Origin of the sequence: Cupriavidus neocaledonicus (genome assembly GCF_000372525.1) — a bacterium.
GTDB lineage: Bacteria > Pseudomonadota > Gammaproteobacteria > Burkholderiales > Burkholderiaceae > Cupriavidus > Cupriavidus neocaledonicus.
On record NZ_AQUR01000093.1, the window covers coordinates 83,067 to 102,676 of the forward strand.

General features: G+C 66.7%; 16 protein-coding genes. 12 read left to right on the plus strand and 4 right to left on the minus strand.

The window, feature by feature from the left end; translation table 11 throughout:
* From A3AG_RS0113455 to A3AG_RS0113465, 3 genes are all read right to left on the minus strand, one after another.
* On the minus strand, positions 1 to 540 hold the full coding sequence (locus tag A3AG_RS0113455; RefSeq protein WP_018005909.1) for a septation protein A: 540 nt from the start codon (positions 538 to 540) through the stop codon (positions 1 to 3).
* Positions 541 to 586: 46 nt separating this feature from the next.
* Positions 587 to 1,054 (minus strand): peptide-methionine (R)-S-oxide reductase MsrB, encoded by a 468-nt coding sequence (gene msrB, locus A3AG_RS0113460; RefSeq protein WP_018005910.1) that lies wholly within the window; start codon positions 1,052 to 1,054, stop codon positions 587 to 589.
* Positions 1,055 to 1,211: 157 nt separating this feature from the next.
* The gene (locus A3AG_RS0113465; RefSeq protein ID WP_018005911.1) at positions 1,212 to 2,789 is read right to left on the minus strand and encodes a protein adenylyltransferase SelO; all 1,578 of its coding nucleotides are present in this window, start codon (positions 2,787 to 2,789) and stop codon (positions 1,212 to 1,214) included.
* A gap of 427 nt (positions 2,790 to 3,216) precedes the next feature.
* Between A3AG_RS0113465 and A3AG_RS0113470 the strand changes: the two genes are divergently transcribed.
* From A3AG_RS0113470 to A3AG_RS0113495, 6 genes are all read left to right on the plus strand, one after another.
* Entirely contained in the window at positions 3,217 to 4,842 is a 1,626-nt protein-coding gene (locus A3AG_RS0113470) for a 3-(methylthio)propionyl-CoA ligase (RefSeq protein WP_018005912.1), read from the plus strand.
* Positions 4,843 to 4,991: 149 nt separating this feature from the next.
* Positions 4,992 to 6,242 (plus strand): branched-chain amino acid ABC transporter substrate-binding protein, encoded by a 1,251-nt coding sequence (locus A3AG_RS0113475; protein ID WP_018005913.1) that lies wholly within the window; start codon positions 4,992 to 4,994, stop codon positions 6,240 to 6,242.
* Between the two features lie 210 nt (positions 6,243 to 6,452).
* Complete coding sequence (locus A3AG_RS0113480) at positions 6,453 to 7,400, plus strand: branched-chain amino acid ABC transporter permease (RefSeq protein ID WP_018005914.1); 948 nt, start codon at positions 6,453 to 6,455, stop codon at positions 7,398 to 7,400.
* Positions 7,401 to 7,404: 4 nt separating this feature from the next.
* Positions 7,405 to 8,718 carry a branched-chain amino acid ABC transporter permease gene (locus A3AG_RS0113485; RefSeq protein WP_018005915.1) on the plus strand — a complete coding sequence of 438 codons (1,314 nt, stop codon included), beginning with the start codon at positions 7,405 to 7,407 and terminating at the stop codon, positions 8,716 to 8,718.
* On the plus strand, positions 8,715 to 9,491 hold the full coding sequence (locus A3AG_RS0113490) for an ABC transporter ATP-binding protein (protein WP_018005916.1): 777 nt from the start codon (positions 8,715 to 8,717) through the stop codon (positions 9,489 to 9,491). Before A3AG_RS0113485 ends, A3AG_RS0113490 begins: the two co-directional genes overlap by 4 nt.
* Positions 9,491 to 10,204, plus strand: coding sequence for an ABC transporter ATP-binding protein (locus A3AG_RS0113495; protein ID WP_018005917.1), 714 nt, complete (start codon positions 9,491 to 9,493; stop codon positions 10,202 to 10,204). Before A3AG_RS0113490 ends, A3AG_RS0113495 begins: the two co-directional genes overlap by 1 nt.
* A 116-nt stretch (positions 10,205 to 10,320) precedes the next feature.
* On the opposite strand, the gene A3AG_RS0113500 is transcribed toward A3AG_RS0113495, so the two are convergent.
* A complete protein-coding gene (locus A3AG_RS0113500) occupies positions 10,321 to 11,859 on the minus strand; it encodes an amino acid permease (RefSeq protein ID WP_081610726.1) in 1,539 nt (512 codons plus the stop codon).
* A gap of 493 nt (positions 11,860 to 12,352) precedes the next feature.
* Between A3AG_RS0113500 and A3AG_RS0113505 the strand changes: the two genes are divergently transcribed.
* The 6 genes from A3AG_RS0113505 (at position 12,353) to A3AG_RS0113530 (ending at position 19,601) form a co-directional block, all read left to right on the plus strand.
* A complete protein-coding gene (locus A3AG_RS0113505) occupies positions 12,353 to 14,434 on the plus strand; it encodes a 3-hydroxyacyl-CoA dehydrogenase NAD-binding domain-containing protein (RefSeq protein ID WP_018005919.1) in 2,082 nt (693 codons plus the stop codon).
* Positions 14,435 to 14,475: 41 nt separating this feature from the next.
* A complete protein-coding gene (gene pncA, locus A3AG_RS0113510) occupies positions 14,476 to 15,120 on the plus strand; it encodes a bifunctional nicotinamidase/pyrazinamidase (protein WP_018005920.1) in 645 nt (214 codons plus the stop codon).
* Positions 15,121 to 15,167: 47 nt separating this feature from the next.
* Positions 15,168 to 16,346, plus strand: a complete 1,179-nt coding sequence (locus A3AG_RS0113515) for an acetyl-CoA C-acyltransferase (protein WP_018005921.1) — start codon at positions 15,168 to 15,170, stop codon at positions 16,344 to 16,346.
* Positions 16,346 to 16,795: a PaaI family thioesterase gene (locus tag A3AG_RS0113520; RefSeq protein WP_018005922.1), complete on the plus strand. Its 450-nt coding sequence runs from the start codon at positions 16,346 to 16,348 to the stop codon at positions 16,793 to 16,795. Before A3AG_RS0113515 ends, A3AG_RS0113520 begins: the two co-directional genes overlap by 1 nt.
* A gap of 106 nt (positions 16,796 to 16,901) precedes the next feature.
* Complete coding sequence (locus A3AG_RS0113525) at positions 16,902 to 18,764, plus strand: acyl-CoA dehydrogenase (protein WP_018005923.1); 1,863 nt, start codon at positions 16,902 to 16,904, stop codon at positions 18,762 to 18,764.
* A gap of 54 nt (positions 18,765 to 18,818) precedes the next feature.
* Complete coding sequence (locus tag A3AG_RS0113530) at positions 18,819 to 19,601, plus strand: SDR family oxidoreductase (protein ID WP_018005924.1); 783 nt, start codon at positions 18,819 to 18,821, stop codon at positions 19,599 to 19,601.
* Positions 19,602 to 19,610: the final 9 nt, after the last annotated feature.

Consider the following 19,610-nt stretch of genomic DNA (forward strand, 5'->3'; position numbering starts at 1 on the left):
TCAGTCCTGGGTGTTTTCCGGCATGTGGCGCGACAGCCAGACGCTTTGCGCGACGATGAAGACGAGCATCAGCCCCATGCTGCCGAACAGCTTGAAGTTGACCCAGGCCTCGGTCGAGAACTGGTAGGCCACGTACAGGTTGAGCACGCCCATGGCGGCGAAGAAGCCGGCCCAGGCAACGTTCAGGCGCGCCCACACCGGATCCGGCAGCGACACCTGCTTTTCCATCATGGCGCGGATCAGGTTCTTGCGCCACACCAGCACCGACCCCAGCAGCGCGGCCGCGAACAGCCAGTACAGCACGGTCGGTTTCCACTTGATGAAGGTCTCGTTGTGCAGCACCAGCGTGGCGCCGCCGAAGACCGCGATGATCAGCAGGCTGACCCACTGCATCGGCTCGACCTTGCGGTGCCGGAACCAGACCCAGCCGATCTGCACCACCGTGGCGGCGATGGCCACGGCGGTGGCGGTGTAAATGTCGGCCAGCTTGAACGCGGCAAAAAAAAGGATGACCGGGAACAGGTCGAACAGGAATTTCATGCGGGTCCAGGTTGTTGTCCGGCGTCGTCGCCGGACAGTTCAGGCATCAGGTCTGCGGGTCGGGTTTGGGTGCTTCGGCAGCGTGGGCATCATCCGCCGCACGCTGGGCCGGCGTGTGCTCGTCGGCCTGATCGTCGAATTTTAGCGCAGCCGAGTTGATGCAATAGCGCAGGCCGGTCGGGGCCGGGCCGTCTTCGAAGACGTGGCCCAGGTGGCTGCCGCATTCCTTGCAGCGAACTTCGATGCGCGTCATGCCGTGGCTGTGGTCGACATGCTCGGCGATCACCTCGCCATTGATCGGGCGGAAATAGCTGGGCCAGCCGCAGCCGGCATCGAACTTGGTCGCCGATTCGAACAGCGGCGTGCCGCAGCCCACGCAGTGGTAAATGCCCTGGTCCCAGTGGTCCCAGTAGCGGCCGGTGAAGGGGCGCTCGGTGGCGGCTTCGCGGGTTACGCGGTATTCGATGTCGGAGAGTTGTGCACGCCACTCGGCGTCGGTCTTGGTGGTGGTCATGGTTGTCCTCGCGGTGTTCCTTGGAGTGGGTGGCCGGTCAGGCGTTCAGCGTCCACGCTTGTTCCTTGCGGTTTGTCCACGGCATTGGTCGCCGGAATTGCGCGAACCTTACACCGGCTTGCGCCGGCGTGCAGGCGCGCGGTGCCGGTCGCGGTCGTCAGGACGAGCAGCTGACCTCCAGCCCCGCGGCCCAGTCCGGCGGCAGCGCCGCGTAGTGTTCGGCCTCGGGCTGTTCGTCGAACGGGCGCGACAGCACCGCCAGCAGCCGGTCCACCTCGCTGAAATCCTTGTCCTCGCGCGCACGGCGGATGGCGGTCTCGGCCAGGTGGTTGCGCAGCACGTATTTGGGGTTGACCGCCAGCATTTCCAGTTCGCGCGCGGCATCGTGCGACTGCTCGGCACGCAGGCGCACGCGGTAGTCGGCCACCCAGGCGTCGAAGGCGGCGCGGTCGAGGAACAGGTCGCGCACCGGCGCGTCGCGCGAGGCATCGGTGGACGAAATGCCGCACAGCTTGCGCCAGAACAGCGTGTAGTCGACGCGCTGGCCGTGCAGCAGCTGGAACAGGCTGGTCAGCAGCGGCTCGTCGGTCTTGTCGTCACCCCCGGCAGGCGGGCGCAGGCCGAGCTTGGCGCGGTAGTGGCGGAAGAACGCCGCGGCGTAGCGCTCGCGGAACGGGTCCAGCGCGGCGCGCGCGGCTTCGATGGCGGCATCGCGCGCGCTTTCCTGGTCGGCCTGCGCGGGCGGCAGCCACAGCGGCAGCAGCGCCTGCGCCAGGCAGTGCAGGTTCCAGAACGCCACCTGCGGCTGCTGGCTGTAGGCGTAGCGGCCCTGGGTGTCGGAGTGATTGCAGATATGGTTGGCGTCGAACGCATCGAGGAAGCCGAACGGGCCGTAGTCGATGGTCAGGCCCAGGATCGACATATTGTCGGTGTTCATCACGCCGTGGCAGAAGCCCAGCGCCTGCCAGTGCGCGATCAGGTCGGCGGTGCGCAGCGAGACCTCGCGCAGCAGCGCCTGGTACGGCTGCCCGTCGTCGCGGCAGGCGGGCATGAAGTTGTCGATGACGAAATCCGCCAGCTTGCGCAGCGCGGCCACGTCGTCGTGCGCGGCGAAATGCTCGAAGTGCCCGAAGCGTATGAAGGTGGGCGACAGCCGGGTCACGACCGCGGCGGTCTCGATGGTCTCGCGCCGCACCGGCGCGTCGGAGCCCATGATCGACAGCGCGCGCGTCGTGGGCACGCCCAGCGCGGCCATCGCCTCCGAGCACAGGTACTCACGGATCGACGAGCGCAGCACCGCGCGCCCGTCGGCCATGCGCGAATAGGGTGTCAGGCCCGCGCCCTTGAGCTGGATTTCCCAGGGGCCGGTGTCGGTCTGCGCCTGCGCCAGGCGGATGGCGCGGCCGTCGCCGAGCTGGCCGGCCCAGACTCCGAACTGGTGCCCGGAATAGACCGTCGCCAGCGGATCGGCCCAGTCCGGCACCTGGTTGCCGATGAAGGTGTCGATGAAGTCTTGCCGGCTGCCGATGCTGGCATCCCAGCCCAGCAGCGCCGCGGCCGCAGGCGCCACGCTGACCAGGTATGGCGATGGCAGCGGCGTCGGACGCAGGCGCGTGAAGAACTGCGGGCCCAGTTCGGCAAAGCCGGGCGCGGTCGGGAATGGCAGCGGCAGGGTCGCCGGCGTGGCGGTATCGGCAACGGCTTGCGGAGCGTGCGGCGGGGGCGTGTCTGGCATCGCGTAGGGGCGCTCGGGCGCCAGGTGGCAGTGCGCTTTCGGTGCGCTCGGCGCGGTGCCGCGGCACGCGTGTCAGGCGGTGCGGCGCGGCATGCGCAAGGCACGAAAATGCGATGGTGGCTAGGGAAAACGACATGTTGAGGTGCAACATGCCACGCAGTATTGTACGTCCTCAACGGCACGAGACCGCGCCCCGCCGGAACATGCCGCCATGCACCGCAAGGTTATTTCCCGCCTTCACTGAGCCCATGAATCCGGTGCATGGACTTCCGCAGAATTGCGGCCCCGAACACAGCAACGCGACGACAGTACGGCAGTGCACGACCGGGTCGGCTCCTTGCCGACGCCATAGATGCGAACGACCGTCCAAAAATAGTACGGTTGTTCGTTTTTCGGTGGAACAGAACAGCATTCAGGAGGCAGGTTCATGGCATTGATGGGTCAAATGATGAGCGCACCGCTGCTCATTTCCTCCATCATCAAACACGCCGCGCGTTATTACGGCAGCACCGAGATCGTCTCGCGGCGCACGGAGGGCGACCTGCATCGCTATACGTACCGCGATTGCGAGCTGCGTGCCCGCAAGCTGGCGCAGGCGCTGGGCGCGCTCGGCGTGCAGCAGGGCGAGCGCGTCGGCACGCTGGCCTGGAACGGCTACCGCCACCTGGAGATCTATTACGGCGTGTCGGGCATGGGCGCCGTCTGCCATACCGTCAACCCGCGCCTGTTCCCCGAGCAGATTGCCTATATCGTCAACCACGCCGAAGACGGTTATGTCTTCTTCGACCTGACCTTCCTGCCGCTGGTCGAGGGCGTGGCCCCGCATTGCCCCAACGTGCGCGGCTGGGTGGCGATGACCGATCGCGCGCACATGCCGGCCGAGTCCAAGGTGCCGCTGCTGTGCTACGAAGAACTGCTCGACGCGCAGGACGGCAACTACGAATGGCCGCAGTTCGACGAGAACCTTGCGTCGAGCCTGTGCTACACCTCGGGCACCACCGGCAACCCGAAGGGCGCGCTGTATTCGCACCGCTCCACGGTGCTGCACTCGTATGCGTCGGCCATGCCGGATGCGCTGGGCTGCTCGGCCAGCGACGTGATCCTGCCGGTGGTGCCGATGTTCCACGTCAATGCCTGGGGCCTGCCGTATTCGGTGCCGCTGGTCGGCGCCAAGCTGGTGCTGCCGGGGCCCAAGCTCGACGGTGCCTCGCTCTATGAGTTGTTCGAGCAGGAGAAGGTGACCTTCTCCGCCGGCGTGCCGACGGTGTGGCTTGGCCTGCTGCAGCACGTGCAGGCCAACCAGCTGAAATTCTCCACCTTCCGCCGCACCGTGATCGGCGGCTCGGCCGCGCCGCCGGCGATGATCCGCGCGCTCGAGGCGCTGGACGTGGAGGTGATCCACGCCTGGGGCATGACCGAGATGTCGCCGCTGGGCACCGCCAGCAAGCTGCTGGCCAAGCACCACGACCTGCCCGACGCCGAGCGCCACAAGATCCAGGAAAAGCAGGGTCGCGTCATCTACGGCGTCGACATGAAGATCGTCGACGGCGAGGGCAAGGAACTGCCGTGGGACGGCAAGGCCTTCGGCGACCTGCTGGTGCGCGGGCCGTGGATCATCGACCGCTATTTCCGCAATGACGTCAGCCCGCTGGTCGATGGCTGGTTCCCCACCGGCGACGTCGCCACCATCGATGCCGACGGCTTCATGCAGATCACCGACCGCAGCAAGGACGTGATCAAGTCCGGCGGCGAATGGATTTCGTCGATCGACATCGAGAACGTCGCCGCCGCGCATCCCGCGGTGCACATGGCGGCCTGCATCTCGGCCTACCACCCCAAGTGGGACGAGCGCCCGCTGCTGGTGGTGGTGAAGAAGCCCGGCGCCGAGGTCAGCCGCGAGGAACTGCTGCAGTTCTTCGAAGGCAAGGTCGCCAAGTGGTGGATTCCGGACGACGTGGCCTTTGTCACCGAGATTCCGCTGACCGCCACCGGCAAGATGCAGAAGCTGCGGCTGCGCGAGCAGTTCAAGGACTACAAGCTGCCGACTGCCTGAGGCCGGCAGGCCAGCATCCGGTGCGCCGGGCCGGTTTGCGGCACGGCGCTGCCGGGGCCGGCCGCGCGGCGCGAACAGGAGGGCGCCACGCGGCCGGTTGCATCGACGACATCGAACCACAAGCCACGATAAGAGTGAAGGAGACAGGTATGACCAAAATGCGTCCGCTGGTGGCCGGTGTGGCCACGTTTGCCGCACTGGGTTCTGCGCTGGTTTCGGGGTCCGCACTCGCGGATACGGTGAAGATCGCCTTTATCGATCCGCTCTCGGGCCTGATGGCCCCGGTTGGCCAGAACCAGCTCAAGAGCTGGCAGTACGTCGCCGATGTCGCCAACCAGAAGGGCTGGGCCGGTCCGCACAAGTTCGAGGTGGTGGGCTTCGACAACAAGCTGTCGCCGCAGGAAAGCCTGACCATCCTCAAGCAGGCGATCGACCAGGGCATCCGCTACGTGGTGCAGGGCAACGGCTCGTCGGTCGGCCTGGCGCTGCAGGATGCGGTGGCCAAGCACAACGAGCGCAACCCCGGCAAGGAAATCGTCTACCTGAACTACGCCGCGGTGGATCCGGACATGACCAATGCCAAGTGCAACTACTGGCATTTCCGCCTGGACGCCAACTCGGACATGAAGATGGAGGCGCTGACCACCTTCCTGGCCAAGGACCCCAACGTCAAGAAGGTCTACCTGATCAACCAGAACTACTCGTTCGGCCACCAGGTGGCGCGCGCCGCCAAGGACTACCTGAAGCGCAAGCGCCCGGACATCCAGATCGTCGGCGAAGACCTGCATCCGCTGGCGCAGGTCAAGGACTTCGCGCCGTACGCGGCCAAGATCAAGGCCTCCGGCGCCGACACCGTGATCACCGGCAACTGGGGCAGCGACCTCGCGCTGCTGATCAAGGCCGGCAAGGACGCCGGCCTCACCACCAACTACTACACCTACTACGCCGGCACCACCGGCGTGCCGACCGCGATGGGCGCGGCCGGCGCCGAGCACGTCAAGTACGTGGGCTACTACAACCCCAACAACAAGGGCTTCCGCGGCGCCGACATCATCGAGGGCTACAAGAAGAAGTACAACGACGACTTCTACGTGATGGCCTCGTACACCGGCATTGCCATGCTCAGCAAGGCGATGAAGGACACCAACTCGACCGACCCGGTCAAGGTGGCCAAGGCGCTGGAAGGCATCAAGGTCGACAGCATGAACGGCACGGTCGAGATGCGCAACACCGACCACCAGGCGCAGCAGCCGCTGGTGGTGGCCACCTGGACCAAGGTCGACGGCAAGGAAGTCAAGTACGACCAGGAAAACACCGGCTACGGCTGGAAGACCAACGCGCTGATGGACCAGTACGTGTCGGCCCAGCCGACCTCGTGCCAGATGAAGCGGCCGGGCTGATCCCGACGGCGGGGCGCGGCCAACGCTGACAAAGTGGCCGCGCGGCCGGCATACTTCCGGTCTTTCCGGCCGACATTCCGGTCTTTTTCCAGACCATAACGGGGAGTGTCCGGGGGCGATGTCCGCCCCCGGCGGTGGCGCTCACCCTCGATCGACCCGGACGGTTGCCGGCATGCCCCCGCATGGCGGCACCAGCTTGAAGGACACGCTGTGGAATTCTTCGTCATCTCACTGCTGAACGGCATCAGCTACGGGCTGCTGCTGTTCATGCTGTCGTCGGGCCTCACGCTGATCTTCAGCATGATGGGCGTGCTCAACTTTGCCCATGCCAGCTTCTACATGCTGGGCGCCTACTTTGCCTACACCATCGCCAGCAAGATCGGCTTCTGGCCGGCGCTGATCCTAGCGCCGCTGCTGGTGGCGGGCGCGGGCGCGCTGGTGGAGCGCTTCGGCCTGCGCACGGTGCACAAGTACGGCCACGTGGCCGAGCTGCTGTTTACCTTCGGCCTGGCCTACCTGATCGAAGAGGGCGTCAAGCTGGTGTGGGGCCTGGCGGCGGTGCCGTACCGGATCCCGGCCGAGCTCGACGGGCCGCTGTTCACGGTGTTCACCTCGTCGTTCCCGAAATACCGCGCCTTCATGATGCTGGTGTCGCTGGGCATGCTGGTGGCGATCTACCTGGTGCTGACGCGCACCCGCATCGGGCTGGTGATCCAGGCCGCGCTGACCCATCCGGAAATGGTCGAGGCGCTGGGGCACAACGTGCCGCGCGTGTTCATGATGGTGTTCGGCGGCGGCGCCGCGCTGGCGGGGCTGGCCGGGGTGATCGGCGGCAATGCCTTCGTCACCGAGCCGTCGATGGCCGCCGCGGTGGGGTCGATCGTGTTCGTGGTAGCGGTGGTGGGCGGCATGGGCTCCCTGGTGGGCGCGTTCATTGCGTCGATCCTGATCGGCGTGCTGCAGACCTTCGCGGTCACCATCGACGCCTCGCTGGCGGGCCTGATGACCGGCCTGGGGCTGGCGGTCAGCGAGGCCACGCCGTTCTATTCGCTGTGGAAGCTGACGGTGGCCCAGGTGGCGCCGGTGCTGCCGTACCTGCTGCTGGTGGTGATGCTGATCTTCCGCCCGCGTGGACTGATGGGAACCCGGGAGAGCTGAGGCCATGGAGCAAGCGATGCAACAACCCCGCGAGCCGGTCGCAACCGGCCGCACCCTGCGCTACCGCCCGCTGAACCTGGCGCGCTGGATCATCTGGAGCCTGACCGTGCTGGTCATGCTGGTGCTGCCGCTGTTCTTCACCGGGGGCTTCGCCATCACGCTGCTGTCGCAGATGGGCATCATGATCATCTTCGCGCTGTCGTACAACATGCTGCTGGGGCAGACCGGCATGCTGTCGTTCGGCCATGCGGTGTACTCAGGGCTGGGCGCCTTTATCGCCGTGCACGTGCTGAACATGGTCGGCGCCGGCAAGGTGTGGCTGCCGGTGTCGATGCTGCCGCTGGTGGGCGGGCTGGCCGGCGCGTTCTTCGGCGTCATCTTCGGCTACGTCACCACCAAGAAGGCCGGCACCACCTTCGCCATGATCACCATGGGCATCGGCGAGATGGTCTTTGCCAGTTCGCTGATGTTCCCGGAGTTCTTCGGCGGCGAGGGCGGCATCTCCACCAACCGCGTGGTCGGCGACCCGTTCCTGGGCATCACCTTCGGGCCCGGGCGCCAGGTCTACTACCTGATCGCGGCTTGGTGCCTGGTATCGATGGTGGCGATGTACGCCTGGACCCAGACCCCGCTGGGCCGCATTGCCAACGCGGTGCGCGACAACCCCGAGCGGGTCGAGTTCATCGGCTACAACACCCAGCGCGTGCGCTACCTGGTGCTGATCCTGTCGGCGTTCTTCGCCGGCATCTCCGGCGCGCTGGCGGCGATCAACTTCGAGATCGTCTCGGCCGAGAACGTCAGCGCGGTGCGTTCCGGCGGCGTGCTGCTGGCGGTGTTCATCGGCGGCGCCGGCGTGTTCTTCGGGCCGATCATCGGCGCGGTGGTGTTCGTGCTGTTCGCGGTGGCGCTGTCGGACCTGACCAAGGCCTGGTTGCTGTACCTGGGCCTGTTCTTCGTGCTGATGGTGATGTTCGTGCCGGGTGGCCTGGCCAGCCTGCTGCTGATGCAGCTGCCGCTGGCGGCAAAGGGCAAGCTGCGCCGCATGCTGCCGTCCTATACCAAGGCCGGTGCGGCCGGCGCGGTGCTGCTGGTGGCGATGATCCTGACGGTCGAGCTGGTCTACAAGGTCCAGGTCGACAGCGCCAATGGCACCGCCATGAAGCTGTTCGGCGTCGGCTTCGATGCCGCCACCTGGGCCCCGTGGCTGGCGGCCGCGGCGCTGTGGGCGGTGGGACTGGCCGCGTGGCGGCTGGCGGTGCGCGCATCGCGCGCGCAATGGGACAAGGTACAGGCAGAAATCGCAGGAGGCAGGGCATGAGCGCGGCGGCACTGGAACTGACCGAGGTACGCAAGAAGTTCGGCCAGACGGAGATCATCCGCGGCGTGAACCTGAGCATTCCCAAGGGCGAGCGCCATGCGCTGATCGGCCCCAACGGCGCCGGCAAGTCGACCACCTTCAACCTGATCTCGGGCCGCTTCGCGCCGAGCAGCGGCACGGTGCGGCTGAACGGCGCGGAGATCGGCGGGCTGCAGCCCTTCGTCATCAACCGCATGGGGCTGTCGCGCAGCTTCCAGATCACCAATATCTTCCACCGGCTGTCGGTGTTCGAGAACCTGCGCTGCGCGGTGCTGTGGTCGCTCGGCTACAAGTATTCGTTCTGGCACCGGCTCACCGGGCTGCGCGACGCGCGCGAGCGCGCCGAGGAGGTGCTCGAGCTGATCGGCATGCAGCACCGGCGCGATACCCAGGCCGGCCTGCTGACCTATGCCGAGCAGCGCGCGCTGGAGATCGGCATCACCATCGCCGGCGGTGCCGAGGTGATCCTGCTGGACGAGCCCACCGCGGGCATGAGCCGCTCCGAATCGGACCATGCGGTCGAGCTGATCCGCAAGGTCACCGTGGGCAAGACGCTGGTGATGGTCGAGCACGACATGAGCGTGGTGTTCGGGCTGGCCGACCGCATCTCGGTGCTGGTCTACGGCGAAGTCATCGCCACCGATACCCCGCAGGCAATCCGCAACAACCGCAAGGTCAAGGAAGCCTACCTGGGCACCACGCTGGACGAAGCCACCACCGAAGGAGCGCATTGATGGGCAAGCGCATGCTGGAAGTCACGGGCCTGCACGCCTATTACGGCAAGAGCCACATCCTGCACGGCGTCGACGCGCATATCGACGAGGGCGAGATCGTGGCGCTGCTGGGGCGCAACGGCGTGGGGCGCTCGACCATGGCCAAGGCCATTCTCGGCATGGTCAGGGCCGAAGGGTCGGTGAAGTTTCGCGGGGAAGAGATCCTCGGGCGGCGCACCTTCGAGATCGCGCACCTCGGCATCGGCTACGTGCCGGAGAACCGCGACATTTTCCCGACGCTGACGGTGCGGCAGAACCTGCTGCTGGGCGAGAAGCGCAACCCGCGCCAGCCGAAGCCGCGCTGGAGCGTGGAGGATATGTTCAACATGTTCCCGCGCCTGAAGGAGCGCGAGAACACCTCGGCCGGCGTGCTGTCCGGCGGCGAGCAGCAGATGCTGACGCTATGCCGCACGCTGATGGGCGATCCCGACCTGATCCTGATCGATGAGCCCACCGAAGGGCTGGCGCCGATGATCGTGGCGCTGGTGGGCGATTACCTGAAGACCCTGAAGGAACGCGGCGTCTCGGTGCTGCTGATCGAGCAGAAGCTGGCGATTGCGCTCGATATCTCGCAGCGGGTCTATGTCATGGGCCACGGGCATATCGTGTTCGAAGGCACGCCGGGCGAACTGAAGGCGAACGGGCAGGTCAGGAAGGAGTGGCTGGAGGTGTAGGGCCAGCCCTGCGATTCCCGCCGTTTTCTCCCCTCTCCCGCTCGCGGGAGAGGGGCGGGGGAGAGGGCCGGAGCCTCAACGAAGTGCCATGCTTCGCTGTGCCCGGCCCCAACTTCTTACGCGGCCTCTCGCTCGTCCTGCGCCTTCCGTTCCGGAAACGCAAACGGCATATCCTCATACGCAATCAACCGCGACCCGGTGACCAGCCGATATCCCAGCCACAGCACCAGAAACACCGGCACGCCGATATAGGTCGCGACGATCTCCCGCCACCGGTTGGGGATGTCGGCAAAGGCCTGGTAATTCTGCCCGCCGATGATCACCAGGCACAGCACAGCCGAAAAGATCGGCCCGAACGGATACAGCGGCGAGCGGTAGGCGAGCTTGCCGAGGTCATGCCCCTGGTGGGCCATGCCGCGGCGGAAGCGGTAGTGGCTGACGGCGATGCCGAGCCAGGCGATGAAGCCGGTCATGGCCGAGGTGTTGAGCAGCCACAGATAGGCGGTCTTGTTGCCGAGCAGCGAACTCAGAAAGCACAACGCGCCGATGCCGGTGGTCGCCAGCAGCGCGACAAACGGCACGCCGTTGCGCGTGAGCCGGCCGAACACGCGCGGCGCGCGGCGGCTGACGGCGAGGCCGTACAGGATCCGCGTCGACACGTACATGCTCGAGGTGCCGGCCGACAGCAGCGCGGTCAGCACCACCGCGTTCATCAGCCCGGCGGCGAAGGCCAGCCCGGCGTGGCGGAACACCAGCGCGAACGGGCTCACGCCGACGTCGGTCACGTCGTTGCGCAGCAGGTTGGGGTCGGTATAGGGGATCAGCACCCCGATGACCAGGATCGCCAGCACGTAGAACAGCAGGATGCGCCAGAAGGTCTGCCGGATCGCGCGCGGAATGGTGACGGCGGGGCGCTCGGCCTCGCCGGCGGCGACGCCGACGGTTTCGGTGCCGAGGAAGGAGAAGCCGGCGATCATGGCCACGCCGAACATGGCCGGGATGCCGCCGACGAAAGGCGCGTCGCCGGTGGTGAAGTTATGCCAGCCGGACTGCGGGCCGCCCTGCATGATGCCGAAGATCATCAGCAGCCCCACGCCCAGGAATACCACCACGGTGATTACCTTGACCAGCGCGAACCAGTATTCGGCCTCGCCGAAGCCCCGCACCGAGAACGCGTTGAGCCCGAACATCAGCAGCAGGAAGCCGGCGCTCCACAGCACTCCCGGCACGTCGGGGAACCAGTACTGCATCACCAGCTGCGCCGCGGTCAGCTCGACGGCGATGGTTACGGCCAGGCTGAACCAGTAGTTCCAGCCCAGCGCGAAGCCGAAGCCCTCGTCGACATAGAGCGCGCTGTAGGTGACAAAGGAGCCGGCCACCGGCATGTGCACCGCCAGCTCGCCCAGGCTGGTCATCAGGCAATACACCATCAGGCCGAGCAGCATATACATCAGCAGCGCGCCGCCCGGGCCGGCCTGCGCGATCGACGCACCCGAGGCCACGAACAGGCCGGTGCCGACCGCGCCGCCGACGGCGATCATGGTCAGGTGGCGGGCCTTGAGCCTGCGCTGGAGGTCGTCGTGCTCGACGACCGGGTGCTGGTGTCCATGCTGCGCCAAAGCGCGCCTGGACGAAGAAGTAGTGGGGGAAGACATCAGGGTCGCTGGACCTTCCGCCGCCCGGCATCTCGTGAAGGCCCGGCGGCAAAAAACGAAAAGCCGCGAGTCTACCGCGTCCGCGCCGGCGATTTTCCCGTATCGGTCAAATAAAGTCCGATACTGGTCTGGGGGACGGCGCTCGCGCGAACAGGCAAGTGCCGTAACCGCCATCACGCGCGGCTACCTCCGGGTCGTTAAGCGCCGGCTCCATGCAGCGCGATCAGGGGCGGCATTCGCGTTGCGCATGGTCCCCAAAATGTTCGGAAATTAAAATTGAACGACCGTGCTATTCTGTGTATGCTTGTTTCGCCCAGGCGCCGGAGGGCGTTGTGGGGCGCGGGAAAGCGGCGGATCGGGTCAAGGGTTAACCCGCCCGTAAGCGCCGCGACCCGGGGCAGGCACCGGCACCAGCCGGCACGCCCCGCGCTGCAGAAAACATTCATTCGAGAATTCGAATCCCGAGACAACTTCTGACACCAAAGGAACCAGCATGACAGCGCAGTATCAGGTTCAGGACGGCGTAGCCGTCATCACGCTCGACAATCCCCCTGTCAACGGCCTGGGTCACAGCACCCGGCTTGGCATCGTCGAAGGCATGACCCGTGCGCTGGACGATGCCGCCGTCAAGGCGATCGTCATTACCGGCGCCGGCAAGGCATTCTCGGGCGGCGCCGATATCCGCGAATTCAATACGCCCAAGGCCATGCAGGAACCGACCCTGCACTCGGTGATCCGCGTGCTGGAAGCCTCGTCCAAGCCGGTGGTGGCGGCGGTGCATTCGGTCGCGATGGGCGGCGGCCTGGAGCTGGCGCTGGGCTGCAACTATCGCGTTGCGTCGAAGGGCGCGCAGATCGCGCTGCCGGAAGTGAAGCTGGGCCTGCTGCCCGGTGCCGGCGGCACGCAGCGCCTGCCGCGCGTGATCGGCCTGGAGGCCGCCGCCAACATGATCGTGTCGGGCACCGCGGTGCCGTCCGAGAAGTTCGCCGGCACCAAGCTGTTCGACGAGATCGTCGACGGCGACGTGCTGCCCGCGGCCATCAAGTTCGCGCAGAACGTCGGCGCCGCCAGCGGCCCGCACCCCAAGGTGCGCGACCTTAAGGTACGCCACGAAAACGCCGAAGGCTACCTCGGCTTCGCCCGCAACACCGTGGCCGCGATGGCCAAGAACTTCCCGGCGCCGCTGAAGTGCCTGGAAGCCGTGGCGGGCTCGCTCAAGCCGTTCGAGCAGGGCCTGAAGCAGGAGCGCGAGGGCTTCCTGTTCCTGGTGACCACGCCGGAATCGCGCGCACTGCGTCATGCGTTCTTCGGCGAGCGTGCCGCCAGCAAGATTCCCGACGTGCCCGAAGGCACCCCGGTGCGCAAGATCGAGAAGGTCGCCGTGATCGGTGCCGGCACCATGGGCGGCGGCATCAGCATGAACTTCCTCAACGCAGGCATTCCGGTCACGATCCTGGAAACCAAGCAGGAAGCGCTCGACCGCGGCGTCGGCATCATCCGCAAGAACTACGAGAACAGCGCCAAGAAGGGCAAGCTGACGCAGGAGAAGGTCGAGCAGCGCATGGGCCTGCTCAGCACGACGCTGTCCTATGACGACATCAAGGACGCCGACATGGTGATCGAGGCCGTGTTCGAAGAAATGGGCGTCAAGGAAGTCGTGTTCAAGAAGCTGGACGAAGTGATGAAGCCCGGCGCGATCCTGGCCTCGAACACCTCGACGCTGGACGTCAACAAGATCGCCTCGTTCACCAGGCGTCCGCAGGACGTGGTCGGCATGCACTTCTTCAGCCCGGCCAACGTGATGAAGCTGCTCGAAGTGGTGCGCGGCGAGAAGACCGGCAAGGACGTGCTGGCCACGGTGATGCAGGTGGCCAAGAAGATCAAGAAGACCGCGGTGGTGTCGGGCGTGTGCGACGGCTTTATCGGCAACCGCATGATCGAGCAGTACAGCCGCCAGGCCGGCTACCTGCTGGACGAAGGCGCGCTGCCCGAGCAGGTCGACAAGGCCATCGAGAAGTTCGGCTTTGCCATGGGCCCGTTCCGCATGGGCGACCTGGCCGGCAACGACATCGGCTGGGCCATCCGCAAGCGCCGCGCCGTGGACAAGCCGGACATCCAGTACTCCAAGACCGCCGACCTGCTGTGCGAGATGGGCCGCTTCGGCCAGAAGACCGGCGCGGGCTGGTACGACTACAAGGCGGGCGACCGCAAGCCGTACCCGAACCAGCAGGTCAACGACATGATCGTGCAGCACTCCAAGGACCTGGGGCTGACGCGCCGCAAGATCTCGGACGAGGAGATCGTCGAGCGCCTGGTGTTCGCGCTGGTCAACGAAGGCGCCAAGATCCTGGAAGAGGGCATTGCTTCCAAGGCCTCGGATATCGACATGGTGTACCTGACCGGCTACGGCTTCCCGCTGTTCCGCGGCGGCCCGATGCTCTACGCGGACCAGGTCGGCCTGTACAACGTGGCGCTGGCCATGAAGCGCTACGCCAAGGGCTACCACGGCGAAGCCTGGCAGGTCGCGCCGCTGCTGCAGAAGCTGGCGGACGAAGGCAAGGGCTTCAACGGGTAAGCCGCGGCTGACGCGCCACCACGGTTCTTCCTGGCTCTGACATGGACACCACCCTCCGACCTGACGATTGCCTGCTGGTGATCGACGTGCAGAACGACTTCATGCCTGGCGGCGCGCTGGCCGTGCCGCGCGGCGACGAGGTCGTGCCCGTCATCAACCGGCTGGCGCGCGCGTTCGGGCACGTGGTGCTGACGCAGGACTGGCATCCGGCCGCGCACGTCTCGTTCGCGGCCAACCATGCCGGCACGCAGGCGTTCCAGACGCTGGCACTGCCGTATGGCGAGCAGGTGCTGTGGCCGGTGCACTGCGTGCAGGACACGCCCGGCGCCGCGCTGCATGCGGGCCTGCACGTGCCGCACGCGCGACTGGTGATCCGCAAGGGCCACCATGCCGGCGTGGACAGCTACTCCGCCTTTATGGAAGCGGACCGCACCACGCGCACCGGACTGGCCGGCTACCTGCGCGAGCACGGCGTCAGGCGCGTGTTCTGCGCCGGGCTGGCGACGGACTACTGCGTGGCCTGGAGCGCGCTCGATGGGCGCGCCGCGGGCTTCGAGGCCGCGGTGGTCGAGGATGCATGCCGCGCCATCGACCTGCACGGGTCGCTGGCGCGGGCATGGCAGGACCTCGGCGCCGCCGGCGTCGCGCGCGTGATGTCCGCCGACCTGCTCGGTGGCCAGGGCTGAACCGAAACACCGAACTGAACGACACAAGAGATTCCGAGGAGCAACACATGAACGAAGCAGTCATCGTATCCACCGCACGGACCGGCCTGGCCAAGAGCTGGAAGGGTGCCTTCAACATGACCCACGGCGCCACGCTGGGCGGCCACGCGGTCCAGCACGCCATCGCGCGCGCCAAGATCGAGGCCGCCGAGGTCGAAGACGTGCTGATGGGCTGCGCCAACCCGGAAGGCGCCACCGGCGCCAATATCGCGCGCCAGATCGCGCTGCGCGCCGGCTGCCCGGTTACCGTGCCCGGCGCCACCGTCAACCGCTTCTGCTCGTCGGGCCTGCAGACCATAGCCATGGCCGCGCAGCGCGTGATCGCCGACGAGGGCGACATCTTCGTCGCCGGCGGCGTCGAGAGCATCTCGTGCGTGCAGCAGGAGATGAACCGCCATATGGTCCAGGAAAGCTGGCTGACCAAGAACAAGCCGGAAATCTACTGGAACATGCTGCAGACCGCCGAGAACGTGGCCAAGCGCTACAACATCTCGAAGGAGCGCCAGGACGAGTACGGCGTGCGCAGCCAGCAGCGCGCCGCGGCCGCGCAGGAAGCCGGCAAGTTCAACGACGAGATCGTGCCGATGACGGTGCTCGCCGGCGTTGCCGACAAGTCCACCGGCCAGCTGGTGACGAAGGAAGTCACCATCGACCGCGACGAGGGCATCCGCCCGGATACCACGCTGGAAGGCGTGGCCAAGATCCGCAGCGCGGTGCCGGGCGGCGTGATCACCGCCGGCAATGCCTCGCAGTTCTCGGACGGCGCCTCGGCGGCGGTGGTGATGAACGCGCGCGTGGCGGCGGCCAGGGGCCTGCAGCCGCTGGGCGTGTTCCGCGGCTTTGCCGTGGCCGGCTGCGAGCCGGACGAGATGGGCATCGGTCCCGTGTTCGCGGTGCCCAAGCTGCTGAAGAAGGCCGGCCTGAAGGTCGACGACATCGGCCTGTGGGAACTGAACGAAGCCTTCGCGGTGCAGGTGCTGTACTGCGCCGACACGCTGGGGATCCCGATGGACCGCCTCAACGTCAACGGCGGCGCCATCGCGGTAGGCCATCCGTACGGCGTGTCGGGCGCGCGCCTGGTCGGCCATGCGCTGATCGAAGGCAAGCGCCGCGGCGTGAAATACGTGGTGGTGACGATGTGCATCGGCGGCGGCCAGGGCGCCGCCGGCCTGTTCGAGGTCCTTTGATGTCCGCAGCGGGCACGACGCGGCCGGCGACGGCCGCCGGCATGCTCGCCTGGGGCCGCGAAGTGCTGGCCAGCCAGCCCTTCTCGGTCCTGGTCGGGACCGAGCTGGCGGCGCTGTCGCCGGGCAAGGCCGAGCTGCGGCTGCCGATACGGCAAGCGCTGCAACAGCAGCATGGCTTCCTGCACGGCGGCGTGGTCAGCTACCTGGCCGACAACGCGCTGACCTACGCGGGCGGCGCGGCCATGCAGGTGCCCGTGGTGACTTCCGAGTACAAGATCAACTATGTGCGCCCGGCGATCGGCGAATTGCTGATCGCCCGCGCCGAATGCGTCAGCGTGGGCCGCCAGCAGGCGGTGGTGCGCTGCGACGTGTTTGCGGTCAGGGATGGCGAGGAGAAGCTCTGTGCGGTAGCGCAGGGGACCATCGCGCGCCTTGGCGACGGTGGTTGACCGAGGGAAGGGAAGGGGTGCGGCAGCGCCTTTTTTTGACCGCTTCACCTTGAATCTGGCTAAAAGAATTCGCGGCGCGCCACGCAGTGCGCCGCCTGGAGACACCATGTCGATGATCCTTTCCCGTCGCGACCTGAACTTCATCCTGTATGAATGGCTCAAGGTCGACGAGCTGACCCGCATCCCGCGCTACGCCGACCACTCGCGCGAGACCTTCGATGCCGCGCTGGACACCTGCGAGAAGATCGCCACCGACCTGTTCGCACCGCACAACAAGAAGAACGACCAGCACGAGCCCGAATTCGACGGCGAGACCGTCAGCATCATCCCCGAGGTCAGCACCGCGCTGAAGGCCTTCTGCGACGCCGGCCTGATGGCCGCCGGGCAAGACTACGAACTGGGCGGCATGCAGCTGCCGGTGGTGGTCGAGAAAGCCGGCTTTGCCTACTTCAAGGGCGCCAACGTCGGCACCAGTTCCTACCCGTTCCTGACCATCGGCAATGCCAACCTGCTGCTGACGCACGGCACGCCGGCGCAGGTCGAGACCTTCGTCAAGCCGGAAATGGCAGGGCGTTTTTTCGGCACCATGTGCCTGTCGGAGCCGCAGGCCGGCTCTTCGCTGTCGGATATCACGACCCGCGCCGAGTACGAAGGCGAATCGCCGCTGGGCGCGCAATACCGGCTGCGCGGCAACAAGATGTGGATTTCCGCCGGCGAGCACGAGCTGTCGGAGAACATCGTCCACCTGGTGCTGGCCAAGATTCCCGGCCCGGACGGCAAGCTGATCCCGGGCGTGAAGGGCATTTCGCTGTTTATCGTGCCGAAGTACCTGGTCAACCAGGACGGCTCGCTGGGCGAGCACAATGACGTGGTGCTGGCCGGCCTGAACCACAAGATGGGCTACCGCGGCACCACCAACTGCCTGCTGAATTTCGGCGAGGGCATGAAGTATCGGCCGGGCGGCAAGGCCGGCGCCATCGGCTACCTGGTGGGCGAGCCGCACAAGGGCCTGGCCTGCATGTTCCACATGATGAACGAGGCGCGCATCGGCGTGGGCCTGGGCGCGGTGATGCTGGGCTATACCGGCTACCTGCACGCGCTGGACTATGCGCGCAACCGTCCGCAAGGCCGCCCGGTCGGCCCCGGCGGCAAGGACGCCGCCAGCCCGCAGGTGAAGCTGGTCGAGCACGCCGATATCCGCCGCATGCTGCTGGCGCAGAAGAGCTATGTCGAGGGCGGCCTGGCGCTTAACCTTTACTGCGCGCGGCTGGTCGACGAAGAGGAAGCGGCCGCCGCCGCCGGCGACCAGGACGCGCACGCGCGCCTGGCGCTGCTGCTCGATATCCTGACCCCGATCGCCAAGAGCTGGCCTTCGCAATGGTGCCTGGAGGCCAACAACCTCGCGATCCAGGTGCATGGCGGCTACGGCTACACGCGCGAATACAACGTCGAGCAGTTCTACCGCGACAACCGCCTGAACCCCATCCACGAAGGCACGCACGGCATCCAGGGCCTGGACCTGCTGGGCCGCAAGGTGGTGATGAAGGATGGCGCCGCGTTCAGGCTGCTGGGCGAGCGCGTGCAGGCCACCATCGGCCGCGCGCTGGCCGCGGACGATGCCGAACTGGCGCAGCAGGCGCGCGCACTCGGCGCCGCAACCAAGCGTCTGGCCGAGGTCACACAGACGCTGTGGAGCGCCGGCGATGCCAACGTGACGCTGGCCAATGCATCGATCTATCTCGAAGCCTTCGGACATGTGGTGGTGGCGTGGATCTGGCTGGAGCAGGCACTGCTGGCGCAAGCCGCGCTGGCGCAGGCGAGCGGCCAGGAAGACCAGGACTTCTATCGCGGCAAGCTGGCCGCGGCGGCGTACTTCTTCCGCTTCGAGCTACCCAGGGTCGGTCCGCAGCTCGACCTGCTGGCCTCGCTCGACCGCACCACGCTGGACATGCAGGACGCCTGGTTCTGAGCACCGGTTCTGCCTGCTTACTGCCTCACTCAAGACAACCAAGGAAGAGACAACATGCGCACCATCCAGCAATTGTTTGACCTGAAGGGCAAGACCGCGCTGATCACCGGCGGCTCGCGCGGGCTTGGCCTGCAGATTGCCGAGGCGCTGGGCGAGCAGGGCGCGCGCATCGTGCTGTCGGCGCGCAAGGCCGACGAGTTGCGCGCCGCGCAGGAGCACCTGAAGGGCCTCGGCATCGAGGCCGACTGGATCGCCGCCGACGGCTCGCAGGAAGCCGAGATCGCGCGCCTGGCCGACGAGGCCATCGCCAGGCTTGGCCACGTCGACATCCTGGTCAACAACGCCGGCGCGACCTGGGGCGCGCCGGCGGAAGACCATCCGCTGGAAGCGTGGGACAAGGTCATGAACCTGAATATCCGCGGCCTGTTCCTGCTGAGCCAGCGCATCGGCAAGCTGTCGATGATCCCGCGCCGCTACGGCCGCATCATCAACGTGGCGTCGATCGCGGGCCTGGCCGGCAATCCGCCGGGGTCGATGGAGACCATTGCCTACAACACCTCCAAGGGCGCGGTGGTCAATTTCACCCGCACGCTGGCGGCGGAGTGGGGCGAGCACAACATCACCGTCAACGCGCTGGCGCCGGGCTTCTTCCCGTCCAAGATGACCAAGGGCTCGCTCGAGCGCATGGGCGTCGAGGCCATGTGCGCGGGTGTGCCGCTGCATCGGCTGGGCGACGACGAAGACCTGAAGGGCGCCGCGCTGCTGTTCGCCAGCGATGCCGGCAAGCACATCACCGGGCAGATCCTGGCGGTCGACGGCGGCGTCAGCGCGGTCTGAGCGACGGCC

Bases quoted from the DNA above. Each gene is read 5' to 3' on its own strand.
- A3AG_RS0113470 (WP_018005912.1), top strand. From the start codon at position 3,217: ATGGCATTGATGGGTCAAATGATGAGCGCACCGCTGCTCATTTCCTCC.
- A3AG_RS0113520 (WP_018005922.1), top strand. From the start codon at position 16,346: ATGTCCGCAGCGGGCACGACGCGGCCGGCGACGGCCGCCGGCATGCTC.
- pncA (WP_018005920.1), top strand. From the start codon at position 14,476: ATGGACACCACCCTCCGACCTGACGATTGCCTGCTGGTGATCGACGTG.
- A3AG_RS0113525 (WP_018005923.1), top strand. From the start codon at position 16,902: ATGTCGATGATCCTTTCCCGTCGCGACCTGAACTTCATCCTGTATGAA.
- A3AG_RS0113465 (WP_018005911.1), bottom strand. From the start codon at position 2,789: ATGCCAGACACGCCCCCGCCGCACGCTCCGCAAGCCGTTGCCGATACC.
- A3AG_RS0113505 (WP_018005919.1), top strand. From the start codon at position 12,353: ATGACAGCGCAGTATCAGGTTCAGGACGGCGTAGCCGTCATCACGCTC.
- A3AG_RS0113490 (WP_018005916.1), top strand. From the start codon at position 8,715: ATGAGCGCGGCGGCACTGGAACTGACCGAGGTACGCAAGAAGTTCGGC.
- A3AG_RS0113475 (WP_018005913.1), top strand. From the start codon at position 4,992: ATGACCAAAATGCGTCCGCTGGTGGCCGGTGTGGCCACGTTTGCCGCA.
- A3AG_RS0113485 (WP_018005915.1), top strand. From the start codon at position 7,405: ATGGAGCAAGCGATGCAACAACCCCGCGAGCCGGTCGCAACCGGCCGC.
- A3AG_RS0113500 (WP_081610726.1), bottom strand. From the start codon at position 11,859: ATGTCTTCCCCCACTACTTCTTCGTCCAGGCGCGCTTTGGCGCAGCAT.
- A3AG_RS0113530 (WP_018005924.1), top strand. From the start codon at position 18,819: ATGCGCACCATCCAGCAATTGTTTGACCTGAAGGGCAAGACCGCGCTG.
- A3AG_RS0113515 (WP_018005921.1), top strand. From the start codon at position 15,168: ATGAACGAAGCAGTCATCGTATCCACCGCACGGACCGGCCTGGCCAAG.
- A3AG_RS0113495 (WP_018005917.1), top strand. From the start codon at position 9,491: ATGGGCAAGCGCATGCTGGAAGTCACGGGCCTGCACGCCTATTACGGC.
- msrB (WP_018005910.1), bottom strand. From the start codon at position 1,054: ATGACCACCACCAAGACCGACGCCGAGTGGCGTGCACAACTCTCCGAC.
- A3AG_RS0113455 (WP_018005909.1), bottom strand. From the start codon at position 540: ATGAAATTCCTGTTCGACCTGTTCCCGGTCATCCTTTTTTTTGCCGCG.